This window comes from Pseudoalteromonas sp. 2CM28B, assembly GCF_023161935.1.
In genome coordinates, this window is sequence record NZ_JALNTH010000019.1 from 1 (window position 1) to 19,707 (window position 19,707).

Annotated in this window: 15 protein-coding genes; 9 read left to right on the forward strand and 6 right to left on the reverse strand. The window is 40.8% G+C overall.

The window, feature by feature from the left end:
- The first annotated feature begins 795 nt into the window (after positions 1–795).
- Positions 796–1,719, forward strand: a complete 924-nt coding sequence (glsB, locus tag MTN96_RS21315) for a glutaminase B (protein WP_028835530.1) — start codon at positions 796–798, stop codon at positions 1,717–1,719.
- Positions 1,720–1,740: 21 nt separating this feature from the next.
- Here the strand turns inward: glsB and MTN96_RS21320 are convergent, their stop codons facing one another.
- On the reverse strand, positions 1,741–3,045 hold the full coding sequence (locus tag MTN96_RS21320) for an inosine/guanosine kinase (RefSeq protein ID WP_248532701.1): 1,305 nt from the start codon (positions 3,043–3,045) through the stop codon (positions 1,741–1,743).
- Between the two features lie 177 nt (positions 3,046–3,222).
- On the opposite strand from MTN96_RS21320, the gene tadA reads away from it, so the two are divergent.
- Positions 3,223–3,729, forward strand: coding sequence for a tRNA adenosine(34) deaminase TadA (gene tadA, locus MTN96_RS21325; protein ID WP_036979847.1), 507 nt, complete (start codon positions 3,223–3,225; stop codon positions 3,727–3,729).
- Here the strand turns inward: tadA and MTN96_RS21330 are convergent.
- The gene (locus MTN96_RS21330; protein ID WP_008468235.1) at positions 3,726–3,896 is read right to left on the reverse strand and encodes a hypothetical protein; all 171 of its coding nucleotides are present in this window, start codon (positions 3,894–3,896) and stop codon (positions 3,726–3,728) included. The genes tadA and MTN96_RS21330 overlap by 4 nt on opposite strands.
- A 106-nt stretch (positions 3,897–4,002) precedes the next feature.
- On the reverse strand, positions 4,003–5,466 hold the full coding sequence (mltF, locus tag MTN96_RS21335; RefSeq protein ID WP_248532702.1) for a membrane-bound lytic murein transglycosylase MltF: 1,464 nt from the start codon (positions 5,464–5,466) through the stop codon (positions 4,003–4,005).
- A gap of 211 nt (positions 5,467–5,677) precedes the next feature.
- Between mltF and purL the strand changes: the two genes are divergently transcribed.
- From purL to MTN96_RS21355, 4 genes are all read left to right on the forward strand, one after another.
- Positions 5,678–9,568 carry a phosphoribosylformylglycinamidine synthase gene (purL, locus tag MTN96_RS21340; protein ID WP_248532703.1) on the forward strand — a complete coding sequence of 1,297 codons (3,891 nt, stop codon included), beginning with the start codon at positions 5,678–5,680 and terminating at the stop codon, positions 9,566–9,568.
- Positions 9,569–9,735: 167 nt separating this feature from the next.
- Positions 9,736–12,177 carry a YdbH domain-containing protein gene (locus MTN96_RS21345; RefSeq protein ID WP_248532704.1) on the forward strand — a complete coding sequence of 814 codons (2,442 nt, stop codon included), beginning with the start codon at positions 9,736–9,738 and terminating at the stop codon, positions 12,175–12,177.
- Positions 12,170–12,352 carry a YnbE family lipoprotein gene (locus tag MTN96_RS21350; RefSeq protein ID WP_008115575.1) on the forward strand — a complete coding sequence of 61 codons (183 nt, stop codon included), beginning with the start codon at positions 12,170–12,172 and terminating at the stop codon, positions 12,350–12,352. The genes MTN96_RS21345 and MTN96_RS21350 overlap by 8 nt, the downstream gene beginning before the upstream one ends.
- Positions 12,353–12,363: 11 nt before the next feature.
- Entirely contained in the window at positions 12,364–12,693 is a 330-nt protein-coding gene (locus tag MTN96_RS21355; RefSeq protein WP_248532705.1) for a YdbL family protein, read from the forward strand.
- A 32-nt stretch (positions 12,694–12,725) separates the two neighbouring features.
- On the opposite strand, the gene MTN96_RS21360 is transcribed toward MTN96_RS21355, so the two are convergent.
- Both MTN96_RS21360 and waaA read right to left on the reverse strand, forming a co-directional pair.
- Complete coding sequence (locus MTN96_RS21360; RefSeq protein ID WP_069438518.1) at positions 12,726–13,274, reverse strand: DUF1415 domain-containing protein; 549 nt, start codon at positions 13,272–13,274, stop codon at positions 12,726–12,728.
- Positions 13,271–14,554: a lipid IV(A) 3-deoxy-D-manno-octulosonic acid transferase gene (gene waaA / locus MTN96_RS21365; RefSeq protein ID WP_248532706.1), complete on the reverse strand. Its 1,284-nt coding sequence runs from the start codon at positions 14,552–14,554 to the stop codon at positions 13,271–13,273. Before waaA ends, MTN96_RS21360 begins: the two co-directional genes overlap by 4 nt.
- Before the next feature lie 233 nt (positions 14,555–14,787).
- On the opposite strand from waaA, the gene MTN96_RS21370 reads away from it, so the two are divergent.
- Together MTN96_RS21370 and hldE are read left to right on the forward strand one after the other, a co-directional pair.
- Positions 14,788–15,378 carry an SIS domain-containing protein gene (locus MTN96_RS21370; protein WP_008115583.1) on the forward strand — a complete coding sequence of 197 codons (591 nt, stop codon included), beginning with the start codon at positions 14,788–14,790 and terminating at the stop codon, positions 15,376–15,378.
- Positions 15,378–16,817 carry a bifunctional D-glycero-beta-D-manno-heptose-7-phosphate kinase/D-glycero-beta-D-manno-heptose 1-phosphate adenylyltransferase HldE gene (gene hldE / locus MTN96_RS21375; RefSeq protein ID WP_248532708.1) on the forward strand — a complete coding sequence of 480 codons (1,440 nt, stop codon included), beginning with the start codon at positions 15,378–15,380 and terminating at the stop codon, positions 16,815–16,817. The genes MTN96_RS21370 and hldE overlap by 1 nt, the downstream gene beginning before the upstream one ends.
- Positions 16,818–16,883: 66 nt before the next feature.
- On the opposite strand, the gene MTN96_RS21380 is transcribed toward hldE, so the two are convergent.
- Positions 16,884–18,431 (reverse strand): capsule assembly Wzi family protein, encoded by a 1,548-nt coding sequence (locus MTN96_RS21380; RefSeq protein WP_138626522.1) that lies wholly within the window; start codon positions 18,429–18,431, stop codon positions 16,884–16,886.
- 175 nt (positions 18,432–18,606) lie between these two features.
- Here MTN96_RS21380 and MTN96_RS21385 point away from each other — a divergent pair, with 175 nt between their 5' ends.
- Positions 18,607–19,680: a glycosyltransferase family 1 protein gene (locus MTN96_RS21385; RefSeq protein WP_248532709.1), complete on the forward strand. Its 1,074-nt coding sequence runs from the start codon at positions 18,607–18,609 to the stop codon at positions 19,678–19,680.
- The last annotated feature ends 27 nt before the right edge of the window (positions 19,681–19,707 follow it).

Genomic DNA, 19,707 nt, shown 5'->3' on the forward strand with positions numbered 1-19,707 from the left:
CTTTCTCGTACATCCTGTGCTCCACGGCATTCGTATTCCTAAACAGCTCGAAGGCAAGCCCCGCACAAGGCCACTGTCGCATTTGCTATGTGACTTTCTACTGCTGTGGGCACCATGACATTACCAGGATCCAATTAAAGAAGCCCGTTACAGCGATGTGACGGGTTTTTTGCTGCCTGGGATTTAATAAATAGCCAAGAGCCCATGCCGAACTCAGTGGTGGCCTTTCTCGTACATCCTGTGCTCCACGGCATTCGTATTCCTAAACAGCTCGAAGGCAAGCCCCGCACAAGGCCACTGTCGCATTTGCTATGTGACTTTCTACTGCTGTGGGCACCATGACATTACCACGATCCAAATAAGAGAAACCCGTTACAGCAATGTAACGGGTTTTTTGTTGTCTGAGATAAAGTAAAACATTAAGCCAAGACTGTATATGGAACTTAGTAGTGGCCGCTCTTGCATATCCTGTGCTCCATAGCATTCGTATTACTATACATCAAACAAAACAGCTTGGATCTAAACAGAATAGTGGGATGTTTTATTGTATTGTCGCTATAAATTAGCGCACTGGCTTCAAATAACAGAACCACGTTACAGCAAAATACTGTTTTTTATTGTTTTAAATTTAAAGATAAATTACTTAATATCTTAAAAAATAGACTGTCCGCTAATCTCATCATGTATATGCTTCCTATCAGATTACTAATAACTTATAGACTTAACATTCTCATGCAGTTATAGATCCTACGTGTTAAAATTTGATTTTAACTTTGCATATTATTGAGGTGTCTATTGCCAACCAGTGATTATCAACGAGTGCTAAATGAGATAACTCAAGAGGTTAAACCTTTATTGAGCCAAGGTAAGGTTGCTGATTATATCCCTGCTCTTGCTGAAGTTGATCTTGAGCAGTTTTCTATTGCCATTTACACCACTGAGGGGGAGATATTTTGCGCGGGTGATTGCGAACAACGTTTTACTATTCAATCAGTTTCTAAAGTAATGACTCTGACATTAGCGCTGCAACGTTATGGCGATGAATTATGGAGTAGAGTGGGTAAAGAGCCCTCAGGAACAGCGTTTAATTCACTGACACAGCTTGAGTTTGAAAAAGGTATACCACGCAACCCGTTCATTAATGCGGGAGCGATTGTTACCTGTGATGCTTTGTATAGTCGTTTATCAGCTCCAATGCACTCTATGCTTGAAACATTTCGCGATTTATCAGGTAATCGAAGTATCGTAATTGATAAGCAAGTGGCTAACTCAGAATATGAGTTTCGGCATAGAAATGCGGCAATGGCACACTTAATGAAATCATTCGGCAACTTTGAGAATGAAGTGGATGATGTGCTTTGGTCATACTTTAATTTTTGTGCCATAGAACTTAATTGTATTGAACTTGCTAAGGCTTACAACTTTTTAGCTAATAAAGGGATAGACTACAGCTCTTCTAAACGAGTGCTTTCTAGCCGTCAAAATAAGCAACTAAACTCGTTGTTATTCACTAGTGGTTTATATGATGCGGCGGGTGATTTTGGTTATCGAGTGGGGATGCCTGGAAAATCAGGGGTTTCTGGGACTATATTGGCGGTATTACCGAATAGGTTTACTGTGGCAGTGTATTCCCCAGGATTAAACTCTTTTGGTAACTCGGTGGCAGGAATAGCAGCATTAGAGCTGCTATCTAAAAAGCTTGATATATCTATATTTTAGTACGCTGAGTGCTTTGGGATTTTATTGATCCCAATACACTTGCTCTAAACAATCTTCGCGCTCTGGTAAGCCACGTGATAAGCGAGGAGAATGCTGAACCAGCACTTCGTAACTTGCACGGTTGGCGTATTTACTGATTTGAGCGAGCGAAGAGTAGGTAATCGCTTGTTGCTGATGTTTTGCTGAATTAGCAACGTTCAGCTTATGATAAACATTCGCTGATAAGTCATGTAATACAGCGGCTAAAGCACAATCACCAGCGCCGTTGGTATTTTTAATCGAGTCAGGCCCGCCCATAAACGGAGCAGTATGACTATATGCCTTTATTGGGTTTTCACAGTCAACTTTACGCATTGCACGTGAAAACTCATAACGATTAAAATCAGGGATAGCACCAGGCAAAAGTGGATACTCTGTTTCGCGTTTGAAACTGTCATCAACAAAACCGGCCATAAATAAGCCTTTTTCACCGGCAGTACAAATTACTAAATCAACCCAGTCTAATGCTTTGTCGGCAGCTAGTAATGGATCTTCAAATCCAGTAATTGCTTGGCCTTCTTCTTCGTTCATAGCAAGGATATCAACATGCTTTTCTACAAAGTTAGCCCACCATGTCGGATCCTGCTCGATAAGAAACTTAGTACCGAGTGTTAATACAACCGGTACATCTGCATCGTTAGCATACTTGATTGCTTGCATGGTCGCTTCGGTCATGGTTTCATCGCCTTGAGTACGCATTAAATAAGCACTGATGACTAATGCTGATGAGCCTTCGATTAGCTCTTTATCAATTGACTCAGGCTTTAGGTAATTCATCAGGCCAGCACTAATGGCAAAGGTGCGTTCACCCGTTTCATCAATCAATGTGAAACAGCGGCCTATAGGACCATCTACAGGCTGTAAGTAGTCTAAGTCTACGCGACTTGAGTTATTACATAAAAAGCGATAAGCATAACTGCCTATTTTTATGTTTTCACTCATTACACCTAAAAGCACCGAACGGTCATCAGCAAGTACGGAATAGTTGTGCATCGTATTGCCAACGGTTCCGCCTGCGAATTCGTAATCGACCATGTCGTTTAGTTTTAAGCGATCGTATAAAGCATTGGTGATGTCATTATCTATAACTTGCGACATCCCTCGGCGCAATTGAAATTCATCGAGAAAAGCTTGGTCAACCTTAGCTTCTATATCAACAACGATTTGATCGATCCCCGTAATATAGCTGCGGTATAATCGCTCAGTGGCGTTAAGTTGATTGGTCAGTGGATCTTTGGCTTCCACTGGAAAATAATGTTTATGCCTGCGGCGTCCAGGAAATTTCATTTGCTACCCGTGTTGTGAGCTAAATAAAAAAAGCGTGAGATTATAGCGTAAATCCTGCCTTATGAGCCATGACAAACCACTTAAATTTGTTTTATTTTTGCAATTAAGTGATCAATGACGCATTTTATTGCGCTAAGTTGGTATAATTACGGCATAAAAAATAGTTAAGTAATAATAATGATAGAGCCATTTGACGACCAATATTGGATGGAACAAGCGCTTGTGTATGCAAAACAAGCGGAGCAGCTAGATGAGATCCCGGTAGGGGCTATAATTGTTAAAGATAATCAGCTTATTAGCGCAGGCTATAATCGCTCAATTACTGATAATGACCCGTCGGCTCATGCTGAGATGATAGCGGTACGTGAAGCCGGAAAAGCACTTAATAATTACCGCTTAATTGACTGTACTCTTTACGTCACGCTAGAGCCATGCTCTATGTGCGCAGGTTTATTAGTACATAGCCGAATTAAACGCTTAGTATTTGGTGCAGCCGATGCTAAAACGGGTTCTGCTGGTTCAATTATGAACCTTTTACAAGAACCTCGTTTAAACCATCAGGTAGAAATAACGGGTGGGGTATTAGAAACACAATGTGCAGAGACTATTTCTAGTTTTTTTAAGCGTCGCCGAGCACAAATAAAGGCGGCAAAGCAGGCCGCTCGTAATAGTAACAGCGATTAGTCAGCTGCTGCTATTAAGGCGTCTAATTCAGCCATTTGCTGCATAGCAAACATGCGGCGGCGCCAAATTATTTTTTTATGTAAATTTCTTAACATCACTCGACGACGAGTGGCGGTTGAGTGCTTTATACAACGTTTAAGTTGATGTGTACGTCTACGTTTAAGCATGACTTATCCTTATGTGCTTGGTAATGACACAAAATTTTATACAATTAAGCCAGATTATTGAATAATTGATTACAAGTAAACAACTATTTGATTTTCTGATGTTAAGTTAATTACTAAGCAGCGTATTTATTTTTTCCTCAGCGGAATTACTTGTACGTTGCTCTGAATCATCTGGTTTAACGATTTTATCTTCTGTTTCATTTGTTGAGGTAATCGGCGCCATTGCATTATTTTCATCAAGCCAAACAAGCGCATCGTAATAGCGGCGTATATTATCAACGTAAGTCACAGCTACATCACCGCGAGCATAGCCATAACGGGTATTACGATAGTGACGTTTTTTTACTAACAATGGTAAGCGCTTTTTAACGTCAGCCCATTTATCAGGGCTAGCTCCCTGTTGCTCGGTAATAATACGGGCATCGTTAACGTGTCCCCAACCTACATTATAGGCGGCAAGTGCAAGCCAAGTACGATCCGGTTGAGGGATTCGATCCGGGATGCGTTTAATTAATTTTGCTAAGTATTGTGCACCACCGCGTATATTTTGCTCTGGTTCTAAGCGGTTTGTTACACCGACTTGTTTTGCTGTGCGTCTTGTTAGCATCATAATACCACGCACACCGGTTGGTGACTTAGCACGCGGGTTCCACATCGACTCTTGATAACTTAATGCCGCCAGTAAGCGCCAATCTAGGCTACCTGCATATTGCATAAACCAAGGTTGATATTTAGGCAGTGTTTCTTTAATTGCATCTATATAGGCCAAGGTATTAACGTAATTAAACTGGCGGACATGACCGAAGTATTTTTCTTCGAGCACATAAAGTTGATTATTTTGTTTTGCTTCACCAAAAAAGGGGACTAATAATGCGTATAGAGAATCATCATTCGACTTTCTTAGTATCCATGCAATTGAATCATTTCGGGTAACTGAAAAGCCAATACTTAAATTAGGGTGATAGCGACGAAATAGCGCTAAAGTATGAGAATCCGCTAAGGTGTAATCTATTTCGCCGTCAATAACTGCTTGCAGTAATTCTTCTTCATCAAACTCTTCGGTTTCATTCCAGCTTAAGTTTGGGTTGGTTTGTTGAATTTCTTCTAATGTTAATGAATGGCTACTTTTAGCGATAACGGTGAAGTTTCCGGTTAAATCATCAAAATCACGAGGGCGTTCACGGCCTTGTTTAAAGACTAATTTTTGACTAATTGTTCTGTATGTAGGGCCATAGCGATAGCGCTCAGCACGTACTTTATTGTAGGTAAGCCCTGAGGCAATTAAATCGAGGTCACCACTGTCCAAGCGCGCAAACATTTCGGATAAATTAAAAAAGGGTACAATTTCAAGCTCTACCCCTAAGTAGTCTGCAAACGCTTGAGAGAGCTCAAATTCAAATCCTTGCTCCCCTTGAACGGCTTGATAGTAATTACTTGCACTGGCAAGTGTACCAATACGAATTTTGTTTTCAGATTTGATTTGGGCAAGCTGTGTTGATTGCTCTTGTGTATTACATGCACACAAAAGTATGACTAACGTAATGATTGTTATTAGCTTTATCTTCAACATATTCGCCTCTTTAGCATCGTATCTCCTGTTATAACAAAACTTACTGATTACGTCACTTATCGTTTAATCGCAGTGAGTAAAAAATAGGTGTAAACAAAAAGAAAAAGTTAATTTAATGAAAAGCGCATTTTTGAGTTAAATCTGAGAGTAATTTGGACTATAATACGCGCCTAAAATATCGTTCAATCCCTAACCCCGGGTGAAATTACTTATGTTGATCCTTCGTGGTGCACCAGCACTTTCAGAGTTCAGAGTTAATAAAATTTTAGCGCGTTGCCAACAATCGCAACTTCCTGTCACCAATGTATATGCCGAATACGCTCACTTTGCCGATTTAACATCGCCATTAAACACTGATGAGCACACCAAACTTGAAAAGTTATTAACCTACGGCCCAACAATTGCTGAGCATGCGCCAGCAGGTCAGTTGGTATTAGTAACGCCTCGCCCTGGTACAATCTCGCCATGGGCTTCAAAAGCGACAGATATCGCTCATAACTGTGGGCTTAAACAAGTTCATCGCGTAGAGCGCGGTATTGCTTACTATATTGAAGGTGATTTAAGTGCAGAACAGTTAGCACAAGTTGCAGCACTTCTTCATGACCGCATGACTGAGGCTACTCACAGTAAATTAGAAGATGCCGCGCAGTTATTTCGCAGCGATGCACCTCGTCCAATGTCATCAGTTGATATTTTAGGTGGCGGCCGTGAAGCATTAGCCGCAGCAAATATAGAGCAAGGGTTTGCGCTTGCTGATGATGAAATTGATTATTTAGTTGAAAACTTTATTAAGTTAGGGCGTAACCCTAACGATATTGAACTGTTTATGTTTGCTCAAGCGAACTCAGAGCATTGCCGTCATAAAATATTTAATGCTGATTGGACTATCGATGGCATTGAACAACCAAAGTCGTTGTTCAAAATGATTAAAAACACCTTTGAGCATAATCCTGAGAATGTATTATCTGCCTATAAAGATAATGCAGCCGTAATGAAAGGCTCAAAGGCGGGTCGCTTCTTCCCGAATGCACAAGGTGAATATGCGTATCACCAAGAAGACATTGAAATTTTAATGAAGGTTGAAACCCATAACCACCCAACGGCTATTGCTCCTTTCTCTGGTGCGGCAACAGGATCGGGCGGTGAGATTCGCGATGAGGGCGCAACTGGTCGTGGTTCAAAACCAAAAGCGGGTTTAGTGGGCTTTACTGTATCTAATTTACGTATTCCTGGTTTTGAACAACCTTGGGAAAGTGATTTTGGTAAACCAGGCCGTATTGTTAATGCCCTAGATATTATGACTGAAGGCCCATTAGGTGGTGCTGCGTTTAATAACGAGTTTGGACGTCCTAATTTATTAGGTTATTTCCGTACTTACGAAGAAAAAGTGACCAGTCACAATGGTGAAGAGGTGCGTGGTTACCACAAGCCAATTATGCTTGCCGGTGGTTTAGGTAATATCCGTGCTGATCATGTTCAAAAAGGCGATATTCCAGTTGGTGCAAAACTCATTGCACTAGGCGGCCCTGCAATGAACATTGGCTTAGGCGGTGGCGCTGCATCAAGTATGGCGTCGGGTCAATCAAATGAAGATTTAGATTTTGCCTCTGTACAGCGTGAAAACCCAGAAATGGAACGTCGTTGCCAAGAAGTCATCGACAAGTGTTGGCAGCTAGGTGATGCAAATCCAATTGCGTTTATTCATGATGTGGGTGCAGGTGGTTTATCTAACGCATTCCCTGAACTTGTTAGTGACGGTGGACGTGGCGGTAAATTTCAGCTTCGCAATATCCCAAATGATGAACCGGGCATGGCACCACACGAAATTTGGTGTAATGAATCGCAAGAGCGCTATGTACTCGCTGTTGCTGTTGAAGATTTTGATCGTTTTGAAGCTATTTGTAAGCGTGAAAGAGCGCAATATGCGGTTATTGGTGAAGCAACTGCAGAGCCTCATTTAACGGTGGCTGATAGTCACTTTGAAAATAATCCTGTTGATTTACCGCTCGATGTTTTATTAGGGAAAGCACCTAAAATGCATCGTGATGTAACATCACAACAAGTGTTAGGTAAAGCACTCGACGTTGAAAATATCAGTGCTGCTGATGCTGCAGAACATTTATTACGTTTACCAACCATTGCTGAAAAAACCTTCCTCATTACTATTGGCGATCGCTCGGTAACAGGTTTAGTAGCACGCGATCAAATGGTAGGCCCATGGCAAGTACCAGTAGCTAACTGTGCAGTAACCGCAGCAACGTATGACACTTACCATGGTGAAGCAATGTCACTGGGTGAACGTACGCCTGCAGCACTACTTAACTATGGCGCTTCAGCGCGTTTAGCCGTGGCAGAATCGTTAACGAATATTGCCTGTGCAAACATTGGCTCTCTTGAAAATATTAAGTTATCTGCAAACTGGATGGCCGCAGCGGGACACCCAGGAGAAGATGCCGGTTTATACGAAGCAGTAAAAGCGGTGGGTGAAGAGTTATGTCCGGCACTTGGGTTAACAATTCCTGTAGGTAAAGATTCTATGTCGATGAAAACGACATGGAAGAACGAAGATGATGCTACAGAGCAATCTGTAACATCCCCGTTATCGCTTATTATCACTGCGTTTGGTCGTGTTGAAGACGTACGTAAAACAGTGACCCCACAGTTACGAACAGATAAAGGCGATACATCGCTTATTTTAGTTGACTTAGGCGCGGGCAAAAACCGACTGGGCGCATCAAGCCTTGCTCAGGTTTATAAGCAATTAGGTGATACAACACCTGATGTAGATAGCCCAGAGCTACTAAAAGGTTTTTACAACGCAATGCAAGCGCTAGTCGCTGATAGCAAGTTGCTTGCGTACCATGACCGTTCAGACGGTGGCTTATTTACCACTATCGCTGAAATGGCGTTTACCGGTCACACCGGTGTTACCGTTGATTTAGCGACTTTGACCGGCTCTGATATTGAAGCGCTTTATAACGAAGAGCTAGGTGCTGTAATTCAAGTAGCGAATAGCGATTTAGAGGCTGTAAATGCGGTATTTGAGCAGCATGGAGTTGCCGCAATTAGTCATGTGATTGGCTCGCTAAATAACGACGATAACATAGTGTTTAATCGTGGTGAGCAAACAGTACTTAATCATACTCGTACTGAACTTCGTACAATTTGGGCCGAAACAACGTATCAAATGCAAGCGCGTCGTGATAACCCAGATTGTGCTAAGCAAGAGTTTGACGCTAAGTTTGACGCAAAAGATCCTGGCTTAAATGTAAAACTTAACTTTGATTTAAATGAAGATGTTGCAGCTCCATATATTGCAACTGGTGCTAAACCGCAAATGGCTATTTTACGTGAGCAAGGTGTAAACTCTCATTTAGAAATGGCAGCTGCATTTAACCGTGCAGGCTTTGCAGCGGTTGATGTGCACATGAGCGATATTTTAGAAGGTCGTTTAACGCTTGAACAGTTCAAAGGTTTAGTGGCGTGTGGTGGTTTCTCTTACGGTGATGTGCTTGGTGCGGGTGAAGGTTGGGCTAAGTCAATATTGTTTAATGACATGGCACGCGATCAATTCCAAAGTTTCTTCCACCGTGAAGACACCTTTAGCTTAGGGGTATGTAACGGTTGTCAAATGCTATCAACATTAAAAGAGTTGATCCCAGGTACTGAGCATTGGCCACGCTTTGTAACGAACAAGTCAGAGCGTTTTGAAGCACGCTTTAGCTTAGTTGAAATACAAGAGAATCCATCGGTATTCTTTAATGGTATGGCGGGCTCGCGGATGCCAATTGCGGTATCTCATGGTGAAGGCCATGCAGAGTTTGCAAACGAAGCAGCAACAAAAGCAGCACTTGCAAGTGGTACTATAGCGGTTAAATTTGTTGATAACTACGGCAACCCTACAACGCAATACCCAGCGAACCCGAACGGCTCGCCAGAAGGTATCACCGGTATTACATCAACAGATGGTCGTGCAACTGTAATGATGCCACATCCAGAGCGTGTATTTCGTACTGTTGCTAACTCTTGGCACCCAGATGAGTGGAAAGAGGATAGCCCATGGATGCGTATGTTCCGTAATGCGCGTAAAAATGTAGGTTAATATACACACTAGATTCATGATCTGGATGTAAAATAAAAAAGGCTGCCTTGTGCAGCCTTTTTTGTTTAGACTGTTCAAGGTTCAAGGTTCAAGGTTCAAGGTTCAAGGTTCAAGGTTCAAGGTTCAAGGTTCAAGGTTCAAGGTTCAAGGTTCAAATTAAGGATAGTATGATCAAACGCATCGCATGGGGAGTCGTGTTTTTATTTCTGAGTGTTTTAACACTGGGTTATGTATTTCGTATGCCTATAACTCAATGGGCTATAGCGTCATCTTTGAGCCAATCTGGTGTTGAACTACATTGTTTAGATTGGTCACTAAACTCAAATATTAGCTTAGAGGTAAACCGATTATGTTTGGCTTACCAAGGCCATCAAATTGAGCTTGGTGGCATTGTGGCTGATACAAAAAAAATAACAGTTGGCCGCGCTAATCTTCGTTTAAATGATAGCGAGAGTGTCTCAGCAAGTAATAATTCCTTCAAAAAGCTGGCACTTAATTTACCCAAGCAACGGCCTAAAATTGATATCAAAAGATTGTTAATTACCCACCCACAACTTCATGATGAACTAGTTTTTAGCATTGGTGAAGAGAAGTTAAATACATTTGTGATTTCAGGTGATGCAATTGCCGAGATAACAGTCAGCAATCATAAAGTTACTGGTCATTTTAAGGTAGCTGATGGAATATTAACAAAGATAAAGCCGATGCCCGCGCTTTCACTAAACAGTGAGCATGATTTCATCTTCGATGGGTTATCCGTTGATATAAAATCAAACATAGATGCTGATTTTACACAGCAGTTTAGTAAATGCCCAGTAACGCTAAGTGCTTTTGGTAATATGAATATGTACTATCATTTTAACGATAAAAAAGCTTTGTTAAATGCACAGAAATTAAGCAGTTTGGTAACGTTTGATAGCGATTGTTTGGCGCTTATAAACAATCAATCACAGCGTGAATTTATAGCCAAGCAGCTGCCGTTAAAGTGGCAATTGATGCTTAGTGATGCGGTAAAGTTTGAAAACGGACAACTTGTTATGCCGTCAATGCTATTAAACACTAAAAATAGTCAAACGAAGCTCAGCTTGAAAAACCTAGCAATTAATGTTCAGCAACCGTTAGAGTATGCTAAAGGCAATATTAAGTTATTGTTTATCAGCGAAGGTATTAAGCATATAGAAATAGAGGCAGCTTTAAATAATTTGGCTGTAGATGGCAACTACCAATTAAACGTCGATGAGCTGCCAGACTTTTTACCTGCATCAGCTAAAAAGGTAGTAAGCACAGGTCAATTTAAAATAGCGGATGTTTTACAACGTCAGCAAAATGCAAAAATAACTAGCGAGATGACCTTTGCTGAGCTTAGTTTTGATAAATTAACAGTAAAGGGCTACAAGGCGCAGTTTAGTGCTGAGCTTGATGATAAACAAAATATCAACGCTAGCCTAAATAGCCAATTACGCTCAGTGGCTTACGAGCAATACCAAGTGCGTGGCGTAAATAATCAATTATCAGCATTTTCTAGTTTGGCTGTTGGCGAATTATTTGTCGATTTAAACAGTGAAACTAAACTTACCCAACTTAACAGTGACTTTTTAAACCTAAGTAATATTCGCATAAGCTCTAAAGGCTTGCAAAGTCGGGCGCTTCAAGCCTCACACCATGTATTTATTGATGGTATTGAGTTGGTAGCCAGTCACCACATATCTGCTGTGGAACACCCATTTGAGATAACAGTTGCAGATCAAGCTGTGACTAAATTTAACCCTGTTTTACAGCAGTTTAAACCATTAGCCACGCTGACCGACGGTAGCTTTAATGGGGTTGTTCGCGGAGATGTTAATTTACAGCAGGCTGAGTTTACATTTCAAGTAGAACAAGTAAGTGGCTTATACAACGATTATTTAGCTAAGCATTTTAGCAGTCGCTTAACGGGCTCTTATAATTCAGGCCAGCTTAATGTGGCTCCTACTACATTTGAATTAAATGAGCTACGAGCAGGTGCTGTTGTGAGTAACATTGTCGGTAATTTTAGTGTTGAGAACTCTATTGCTCGCGCTGAAAGAATAACTGCAGATGTACTGGGTGGTCGTTTTGCTTTGGATAGCTACAAAGTGACGGAAAAAGCGCAGCGTTCATTGGCCACATTTGAAAATATTGATGCGAGTAAACTTATTACCTTAGATGATAAATCAGGCATTACACTAACAGGTCGAGTGAATGGCCGCTTACCCGTTTACATAGATCAACAAGGTATTTCGGTAAAATCCGGTGAGTTATCTAACCAAGGGACAGGTAAGCTAGTTATTACTGATAATGCTGCTTTTGATGCAGTTAAAGCTCAGCAACAAGAGCTGGGCCCGATTTTAAGCTTATTAGAGGATTTAGACATTCAGAGCTTAAACAGTAGTGTTGACTTAAAGCCTGACGGTTGGCTTTATTTAGGTGTAAACTTAAAGGGATACAATAAGGAACAGGCGCAGCAAGTTAACTTTAATTACAACCATGAAGAAAATGTTTTTACACTCTTAAGAGCATTGCGCTTAAGTGATGAAATTACTCAAAAAGTTGAACAAGAGTATTCAACAAAAGGAACTAAAAATGACTAAATGGCTGATAATACTTACAGCACTGGGGTTGCTTAGTGCATGTACGCACCGCGTTGAAGTGGCAGCGAAAGAGCCTATCACCATTAATTTAAATGTGAAGGTTGATCATGAAATTCGCGTAAAGGTTGATAAAGAGCTAGATGATTTATTTAGCGATGACAGTGAGTTATTTTAAGGAGCTAGAATATGAATATTAAAAATAAATTAAACATAGTAACCCTAATCAGTGCCGTTTGTATGTCATTTTCAGTTTGGGCTATGAGTTTAGATGAAGCTAAAAGCCAAGGCTTAGTTGGTGAAAACAGCTCAGGCTACCTTGGATTAGTTGTACAAAATACAGAAGCAAAAGCGGTTGTTGATGACGTTAACGAAAAACGTAAGGCACAGTACTTAAAATTAGCTAAAAAGAATAACTTGTCACTTGCTCAAGTAGAAGCATTAGCGGCGGCAAAAACCATTGAAAAAACCCAAGCAGGGCATTTCGTTGAAGTTAATGGTGAGTGGGTTAAAAAATAACTCTGTGCATTATTAAAAACCAGAAACCGAGCTTATGCGCTCGGTTTTTTGCAATTTTCAAGTAGCTGCTGCCAAAAGTGAATGCCTTTTCGGCGCGCTAAGTTGATATTGTGTTCAGGAATTGACTCTGGCTCATTGTATTCATCTAGTGCCGCGCTCATACTTGCCTCACGTATTAAGTGTAAAGTAGGAAAGGGCGAGCGGTTAGTATAATTTGCAGCGTCATCTTCATCACTATCAGCAAAAACATAGTCAGGATGAAAGTTTGCAATTTGGTACTTTCCCTCAAATCCTTGTGCAACTAATAGCGCATTGGCTAAGTCAACAAGGTCTAAAAAATCTTCAAAATCAGTAAAGCCATTATCAAATATTAATAAAGTGGTTTCACGCTGAGGATCCCGGTCAAGCTGAGTACATTGCTCAAGCATATCCATTACAGCATCATCAATTTTTGAGGCATTACTAATAGTGTAGTGAATACAGTTATTTTCAACTTCTTTACGAGCAAATGGACAAAAATTGTATTTTACAATCACAGCGCTTACCCATTCACGGGTTTGAGATATAGCTAAGTTGGTCACGATTTTGGCTCTAAATAAGGAGTTATAATGGCAAGCGTTTTGGCAATAGCGCCTTGGTTTTTAGCAACGCACTGAGCTGCTTTACTGCCAAGAATATCACACGCTTTGGTGTTTTTAATTAAGCGAAGCAATGCAAGCACCAGTTCGTCAGTATTTTCAACCACATGGGCGCCTTTGAGTTTAATAAGTTCAGGGTAAACATGGTCAAAGTTGTAGGTATGAGGGCCTGTAAGTACACCCACTGAAAAAGCTGCCGACTCTAATGGGTTATGGCCACCACGACGAATTAAACTGCCACCGATAAAACTAATATTAGCGGCACCGTATAGATATTGTAATTCACCTAATGTGTCGGCTAATACAACTTGTTCATTGTTGTAACTTTTTTGACTGCGACGACTAAAGCTTAGATTCGAGTGAGTCAGCAACTCTGCAACTTTATCAAATTGTTCGGGATGACGTGGCGCAATGATCAGTAAAGCGTCAGGATGTGTTTCTAGTATTTGCTGGTGGGCTGCTAAAATAAACTCATGCTCTATAGGGTGTGTAGAACCTGCAACCCATATAAAGCGTTCTGCTTTTTTATAATCTTGCTGTAAAGAGGCGACTTTATTGAGTTGCGCAGTGGTTGGGGTAATATCAAATTTTATAGATCCCGTTACATGGCTTTTTTCAGCGGGTAGTCCTAATTCAATAAAGCGATTTGCATCGGTTTTGTCGTGACTTGCAAGTGCGGTAATTGATTGCATAATACTGCGAGTTAGCTGGGCCACTTTTTCGTAGCCCTGTTGTGACTTTTCAGATAGCCGTGCGTTAACAACCAATACAGGTATATTTTGTTTGTGCGCATTAGCCATTAAGTTCGGCCAGAGTTCAGTTTCTAAAATACAGAGTAATTGCGGTTTTACTCGTTTTAAAAAGCGAGTGGTGGCCATAGGAAAATCAATGGGTAAATAGCTAACAGCAGCGCTTTGTTTAAACTGTGCGGTAACTTGCTCTCGTCCTGTTGGGGTATTGCAGGTAATTAAAATATTTAACTGCGGTTGCTCATGTTGTAGGGCTTTGATTAAAGGGGTGGCAGCTAACACCTCGCCCACAGAAGCACAATGAAATACAACCGGTTTATTGTTGTTTGAAAATAAAGCGCGGTTTATGAAGCCAAAACGTTCCTTAAAGTGAGCGCGATATCCCGCGTTTTTCTTACCTCTTAATACATATAAGTAAAATACGATCAGCGGGCTAATAATAATTAATGCGAGTGAATAAAAAATGCGTGCCATACTGTGCTTTATGTAAATGAAAGTGGCGCTAGTTTAGCGTGAAATCGTTTTTTTCTAAATACACAAATATAAAATAGCCACTTGAAAAGGTAACAACGATAAAACCCTTCTTTATCTGAATAATAACTTTCTGCCCGTGCTTTAATTTAGTTATATAGAGGTGATTTGGCTATAAAATTATGGAATAATGAAATTAATTTTTCCTGCCATTTCAGTTCCAAGAGGAATATCTCATGTCAATTATAGATTCAGTGGCAACTAGCTACCTAGAAAGTTTAAATCGCCACCAAGTATTGTTCGAAACCATGGAGGCGTATCATCAAGAGGTAATGCAGTTGTTAGAAGCATGTCATAGTGCTTTACAGGCTGGTGGTAAGGTTGTTTGGTTTGGCAATGGCGGCAGTGCAGCTGATGCTCAGCATTTGGCTGCAGAGTTTGTGGTACGTTATAAGTTAGAGCGAGGACCGTTAGCGTCTATTGCTCTAACCACAGACACCTCTATTTTAACAGCGCACAGTAATGACTATCATTTTGACACAGTATTTGAACGCCAAGTACAGGCGCTATGTAAACCTGAAGATATTGTAATTGGCTTAACCACATCGGGCACCAGTAATAATATTAATTTAGCGTTAGAAGCCGCTAATAAAATAGGAGCATTCACTGTTGCATTTACAGGTCGCGATGGAGGTAAGGTAAAAGACATCGCCAAGTTACCTATTATTATTAAAAATGATGAAACAGCCCGTATTCAAGAGGCGCACATGTTTATTGGCCATTGGCTGTGTGAAGCCATGGATATGGTTGTTGCGGAGCAGCAGTAATGGATTTATCGCTATTAAAAAACTTATCAGCAGCGCGTATTTTAGTGGTTGGCGACGTTATGCTCGACCGCTACTGGTATGGTGATTCTGGCCGTATTTCGCCGGAGGCACCGGTACCCGTTGTAAAAGTCAGTAAATTTGAAGACAAAGCTGGTGGTGCCGCTAATGTAGCTAAAAATATAGCCCGACTAGATGGCAAAGTGGGTTTACTTGGCCTAATTGGCGAGGATGAAAGCGGACAAATTTTAGAAAACATTCTAGAGGGCGAAAAAATAAATTCACAGCTTGTGAGTGTATGCGATTTGCCGACTATTTCTAAAATGCGTGTAATTAGCCGTCATCAGCAAGTGGTACGTTTAGATTTAGAAGAGGCTTTTAATGAGTCTCATAGCCAGTTGTTATTAAATCGATTAGAGCTGGTGCTGAGTGATTACGACTTTATTGTATTTTCTGATTACAACAAGGGCTCACTCGCGCTAATCCAAAAAATGATTTCGGTTGCTAAAAAAGCAGGAAAAACCGTGCTTGTTGATCCTAAATCATCGGACTTACAGTTATATCGCGGTGCTGATTATATAACACCTAATTTAAATGAATTTAAATTAGCAGGTGGTCAGGTTGGTTCAGAAGAGTTGCTTGCTAGCAGCGCGCGTACCCTGATTAGTGATGCGGGTATAAACGCCATGCTACTAACGCGCTCAGAACAGGGGATGTCGCTAATTGATGCAACGCAAAAGCATGACTTTGCAGCGCAACAACTTGAAGTAAGCGATGTAACCGGTGCGGGCGATACTGTTATTGCTACATTAGCAGTAATGCTAGGTGCGGGTATGACCGCCAAAGATGCAGTCGAAATTGCAAACTTAGCAGCCGGTATTGCAGTAAGTAAATTGGGAGCGGCTACTGTTTCTCCTGAAGAGTTGAGCCGCAAGTTAGGTCAATACTTACAAACCACTGGCGAGCATTATCAAACCCCATTTGATGATGTATTACAGCATATTGAATTTGCAAAGCAAAATGGAGAAACCATTGTATTTACTAATGGTTGTTTTGATATTTTGCATGCAGGCCATGTGCGCTATTTAGCGCAAGCTAAAGCGCGTGGTGATAGATTAGTGGTTGGTTTAAATAACGATGAATCTATTGCCCGTTTAAAAGGTCCTGAGCGCCCAATTAACCCATTAGATGAGCGTGCTATGGTACTAAGTGCATTAGCTTCTGTTGATTGGGTTATTCCGTTTGGCAGTGAAGATGAAAATGACACACCGGCAAAGTTAATTGAACAAATTAGCCCAGATATTCTTGTTAAAGGTGGTGATTACACCGTTGAGCAAATCGCTGGTGCCGAGCATGTGTTGCGTCATGGCGGAAAAGTAGAAGTGCTTGAGTTTTTAGATGGTTGCTCTACATCAAAAGTGATTAGCAAAATAAAAAGCTAGCTAGTTAGTGAAATAAAAAAGGGGGATAAACTTTGGTTTATCCCCCTTTTTTTAATACTTGCAAAACTAAAAGTTATATTCGAACTTTGCAAATGCAGACGTATCGTTTTCTGCTCCATCGTTATTAGAGGCAAGTCCGCCAAGGGTTAAGCGCCCCCCCATGGCAAGCATTCTGTAACGTACTTCAAGCTGTTTAGAGCTAAATGCTGTTTTGGTAATCGAGTTACCTAAGTCTGGGTTATTTGGGGATCTATCACGGTTGTCGCTGTTGTAGTCTACATCACGTAATTTTACTTGCCAGTCAGTTCCGCTTGAGAGTTGCCCAAGTACGGTTAATACCAGTGATTGCGCATCATTATCATAGGTAGAGCCGATAGGGCGACCATGGTAACGATACCCTGAATTATAAATACTGTGCTCATAGAAGCAGTTTTCAGTTGCTGATGTGGCAGAACACGCTACGCCGGTATCAGTGTATTCTAGGTTAAATAAAATATTCTGATTATAAATGCGAGTCGTGGTTTGTATTCCACCAAGATAACCTCTGTCTACTGGCTTAATACCGCCACTGGTATCTTCACCAATCGTGCTTGCATATACCGCATAAGGTTGATCAAACAAAGTGTCCGACCAACGAATATCAAAACCCGCGAGTTGATTACCTAAACGAGTAATGAGCTCGCCATCGCAATCATTAGTGCCATCAACACATTCACCTCCGCCGGTTATTAAATCAAAAAAGTCGCCTGCTGAACTGGGTTGTCCCTTGCCAGCCCATTGTGCTGACCAACTAAAGCCAATTTCTAATTGTTGAATTGGACGAAGATTTAAACGAGTACTCCATAATAATGCATCAGGTACAACTCGGGTTGATTCAAGCTTAGCCATTTGTGCAGTAAAGCTCCACTGACCAATCCAGCTAAGCCAAGGCGTTTCGAACGCGCTACTTTGTTCTCTGCTGAGACTTATTGCGGGAAGTGGCTTTGAATTACCAGACATAATTAAGCTGTTATCAACACCCGGCCCCCAGAATTGCTCAACGGCGCCCGCTCTTACAATCCAATTACCCATACGATATGCTAAATAGCTGTCATCTAGAGAGGTATCATTGCAGTCAGTTAGTGCTTGCTCGTTTTGAGCTATATCATCAGTTGTTTTACCGTCGACTAAGCAGTTTTTGCCATCATTACGATGATTAATCGCTATTTTAGCTGCAAAGTTATGTCCTAAATAAGCGTAGGCAGCAGTTAACTCTGATTCTTGGCTATTGGTGGCACCAAAGCTAGTGGCTACAAGAGGATCTGAGCTGGCAAATGCCGAAAGCTGTACACTATGCGAACCGCTATTTTCTGACTTATAACGATGTTTTACACGTAATAACGCATCTTGCAGTTGAGGGGGTAATTGTTCTAACGAAGTATTGTTAACATCATTAATAAAGCTTTTCCACATTAATGGATATGTTGTTACTGGCGCTAAAATTATACCTGCATCGGCAAGCTGTTGTATATCTGCTCTAAGAGCATAGTCATCAGGCTTTACCCAAGGTTCAGCATTTACGGTTGTCGTTACGGCACAAAAAAGCGAAGAAAGTATAAAAATTTTGTTTCGCAAAGCTCAGATCCTTATGATTGAAATTGCCAACAAGTTTAGCAATCTACGCTCTTTATTGCAGTAATTAAATCAGCCAAGATAAATTTAAAATACCACTATAGATTAAAACATTGTAGCTCTATCGGAAAAATGATCTCGTTGATATACTCGTTGCAAAGAAAAAAAAGAGATAGTAATGAGCAACAAACGACTTTTATTTATTCCCGTGTCATCGCCCGAAGGTATTGGTGAATATATGCGCTCGTTACAGCTAGCTAATACCCTTACCTCGGAGTATGGCAATTCGTTAGATATTCATTTCATTTTAAATAAGCACACGGCTTATGCTAAAAACTGCCCATTTCCTACCTTATTGTTAAATCAATCGGCAACAAAAGAAAATACGCATGTATGTCAGTTCATTGAACAATACAAACCAGATATGGTGCTATTTGATTGCGCAGGACGAGCCGAACAAATGAAAGCGGCAAAAAAAGTGGGTGCTAAAGTTGTTTTTATTTCACAGCATGCAAAAAAGCGAGCAAAAGGTTTAAAGCTTAATAGAGCGGGCCTTATTGATACTCATTGGGTTGTTCAGCCTGATTACTGTATTGACCCTCTTTCGTGGTATGAAAAGCTAAAATTGAGCATGCTGCCCCTGGCTCACCCTGCTAATGTTGGGCCGTTTACAGTGTTTGCATCAGCACAGCAAAAATCCGATGCACTAACCCGTTATCACTTGAAAGAGAAAGAATTCTTTATTGTTAACGCGGGCTCTGGTGGGCATACAGTTAATGGCGTGAATTGCGCAGATTTATATTTTCAAGCAGGGCTTATTATTGCTAAGCAAACAGGCTTAAAAGGTGTAGTGGTATTTGGTCCTAATTACACTAAATCGTTACCTAAAAGCGATGAGTTAATTTGTTTGCCAAGCCAAGGGGGAGCTGAATTTTTAGCCTTACTAAGTCAGGCCAAGGTTGCATTATTAAGCGCGGGTGATACTTTACTCCAAGCTATTGCCTTGCAAACCCCCACAATTGCGTGTGCTATTTCAAAAGATCAAGGTGAGCGTCTTACCCGTTGTACTCGCACTGAAGTGGCTTATCAGGCACAGCTTGATATTGTTGATATAAGTGAAAAAGTGCAAACGTTACTTACAGAGTCTCGTTATAAATATATTATTGATAAGTATTCTACTTTAGAAACAATCCACAGTTTTGACATTATTACACAAGGTTTGAAAAACATGTTGTTTAATAAGACTCATTAGTTATTAATAATTTAGTTTTTAGGAGCT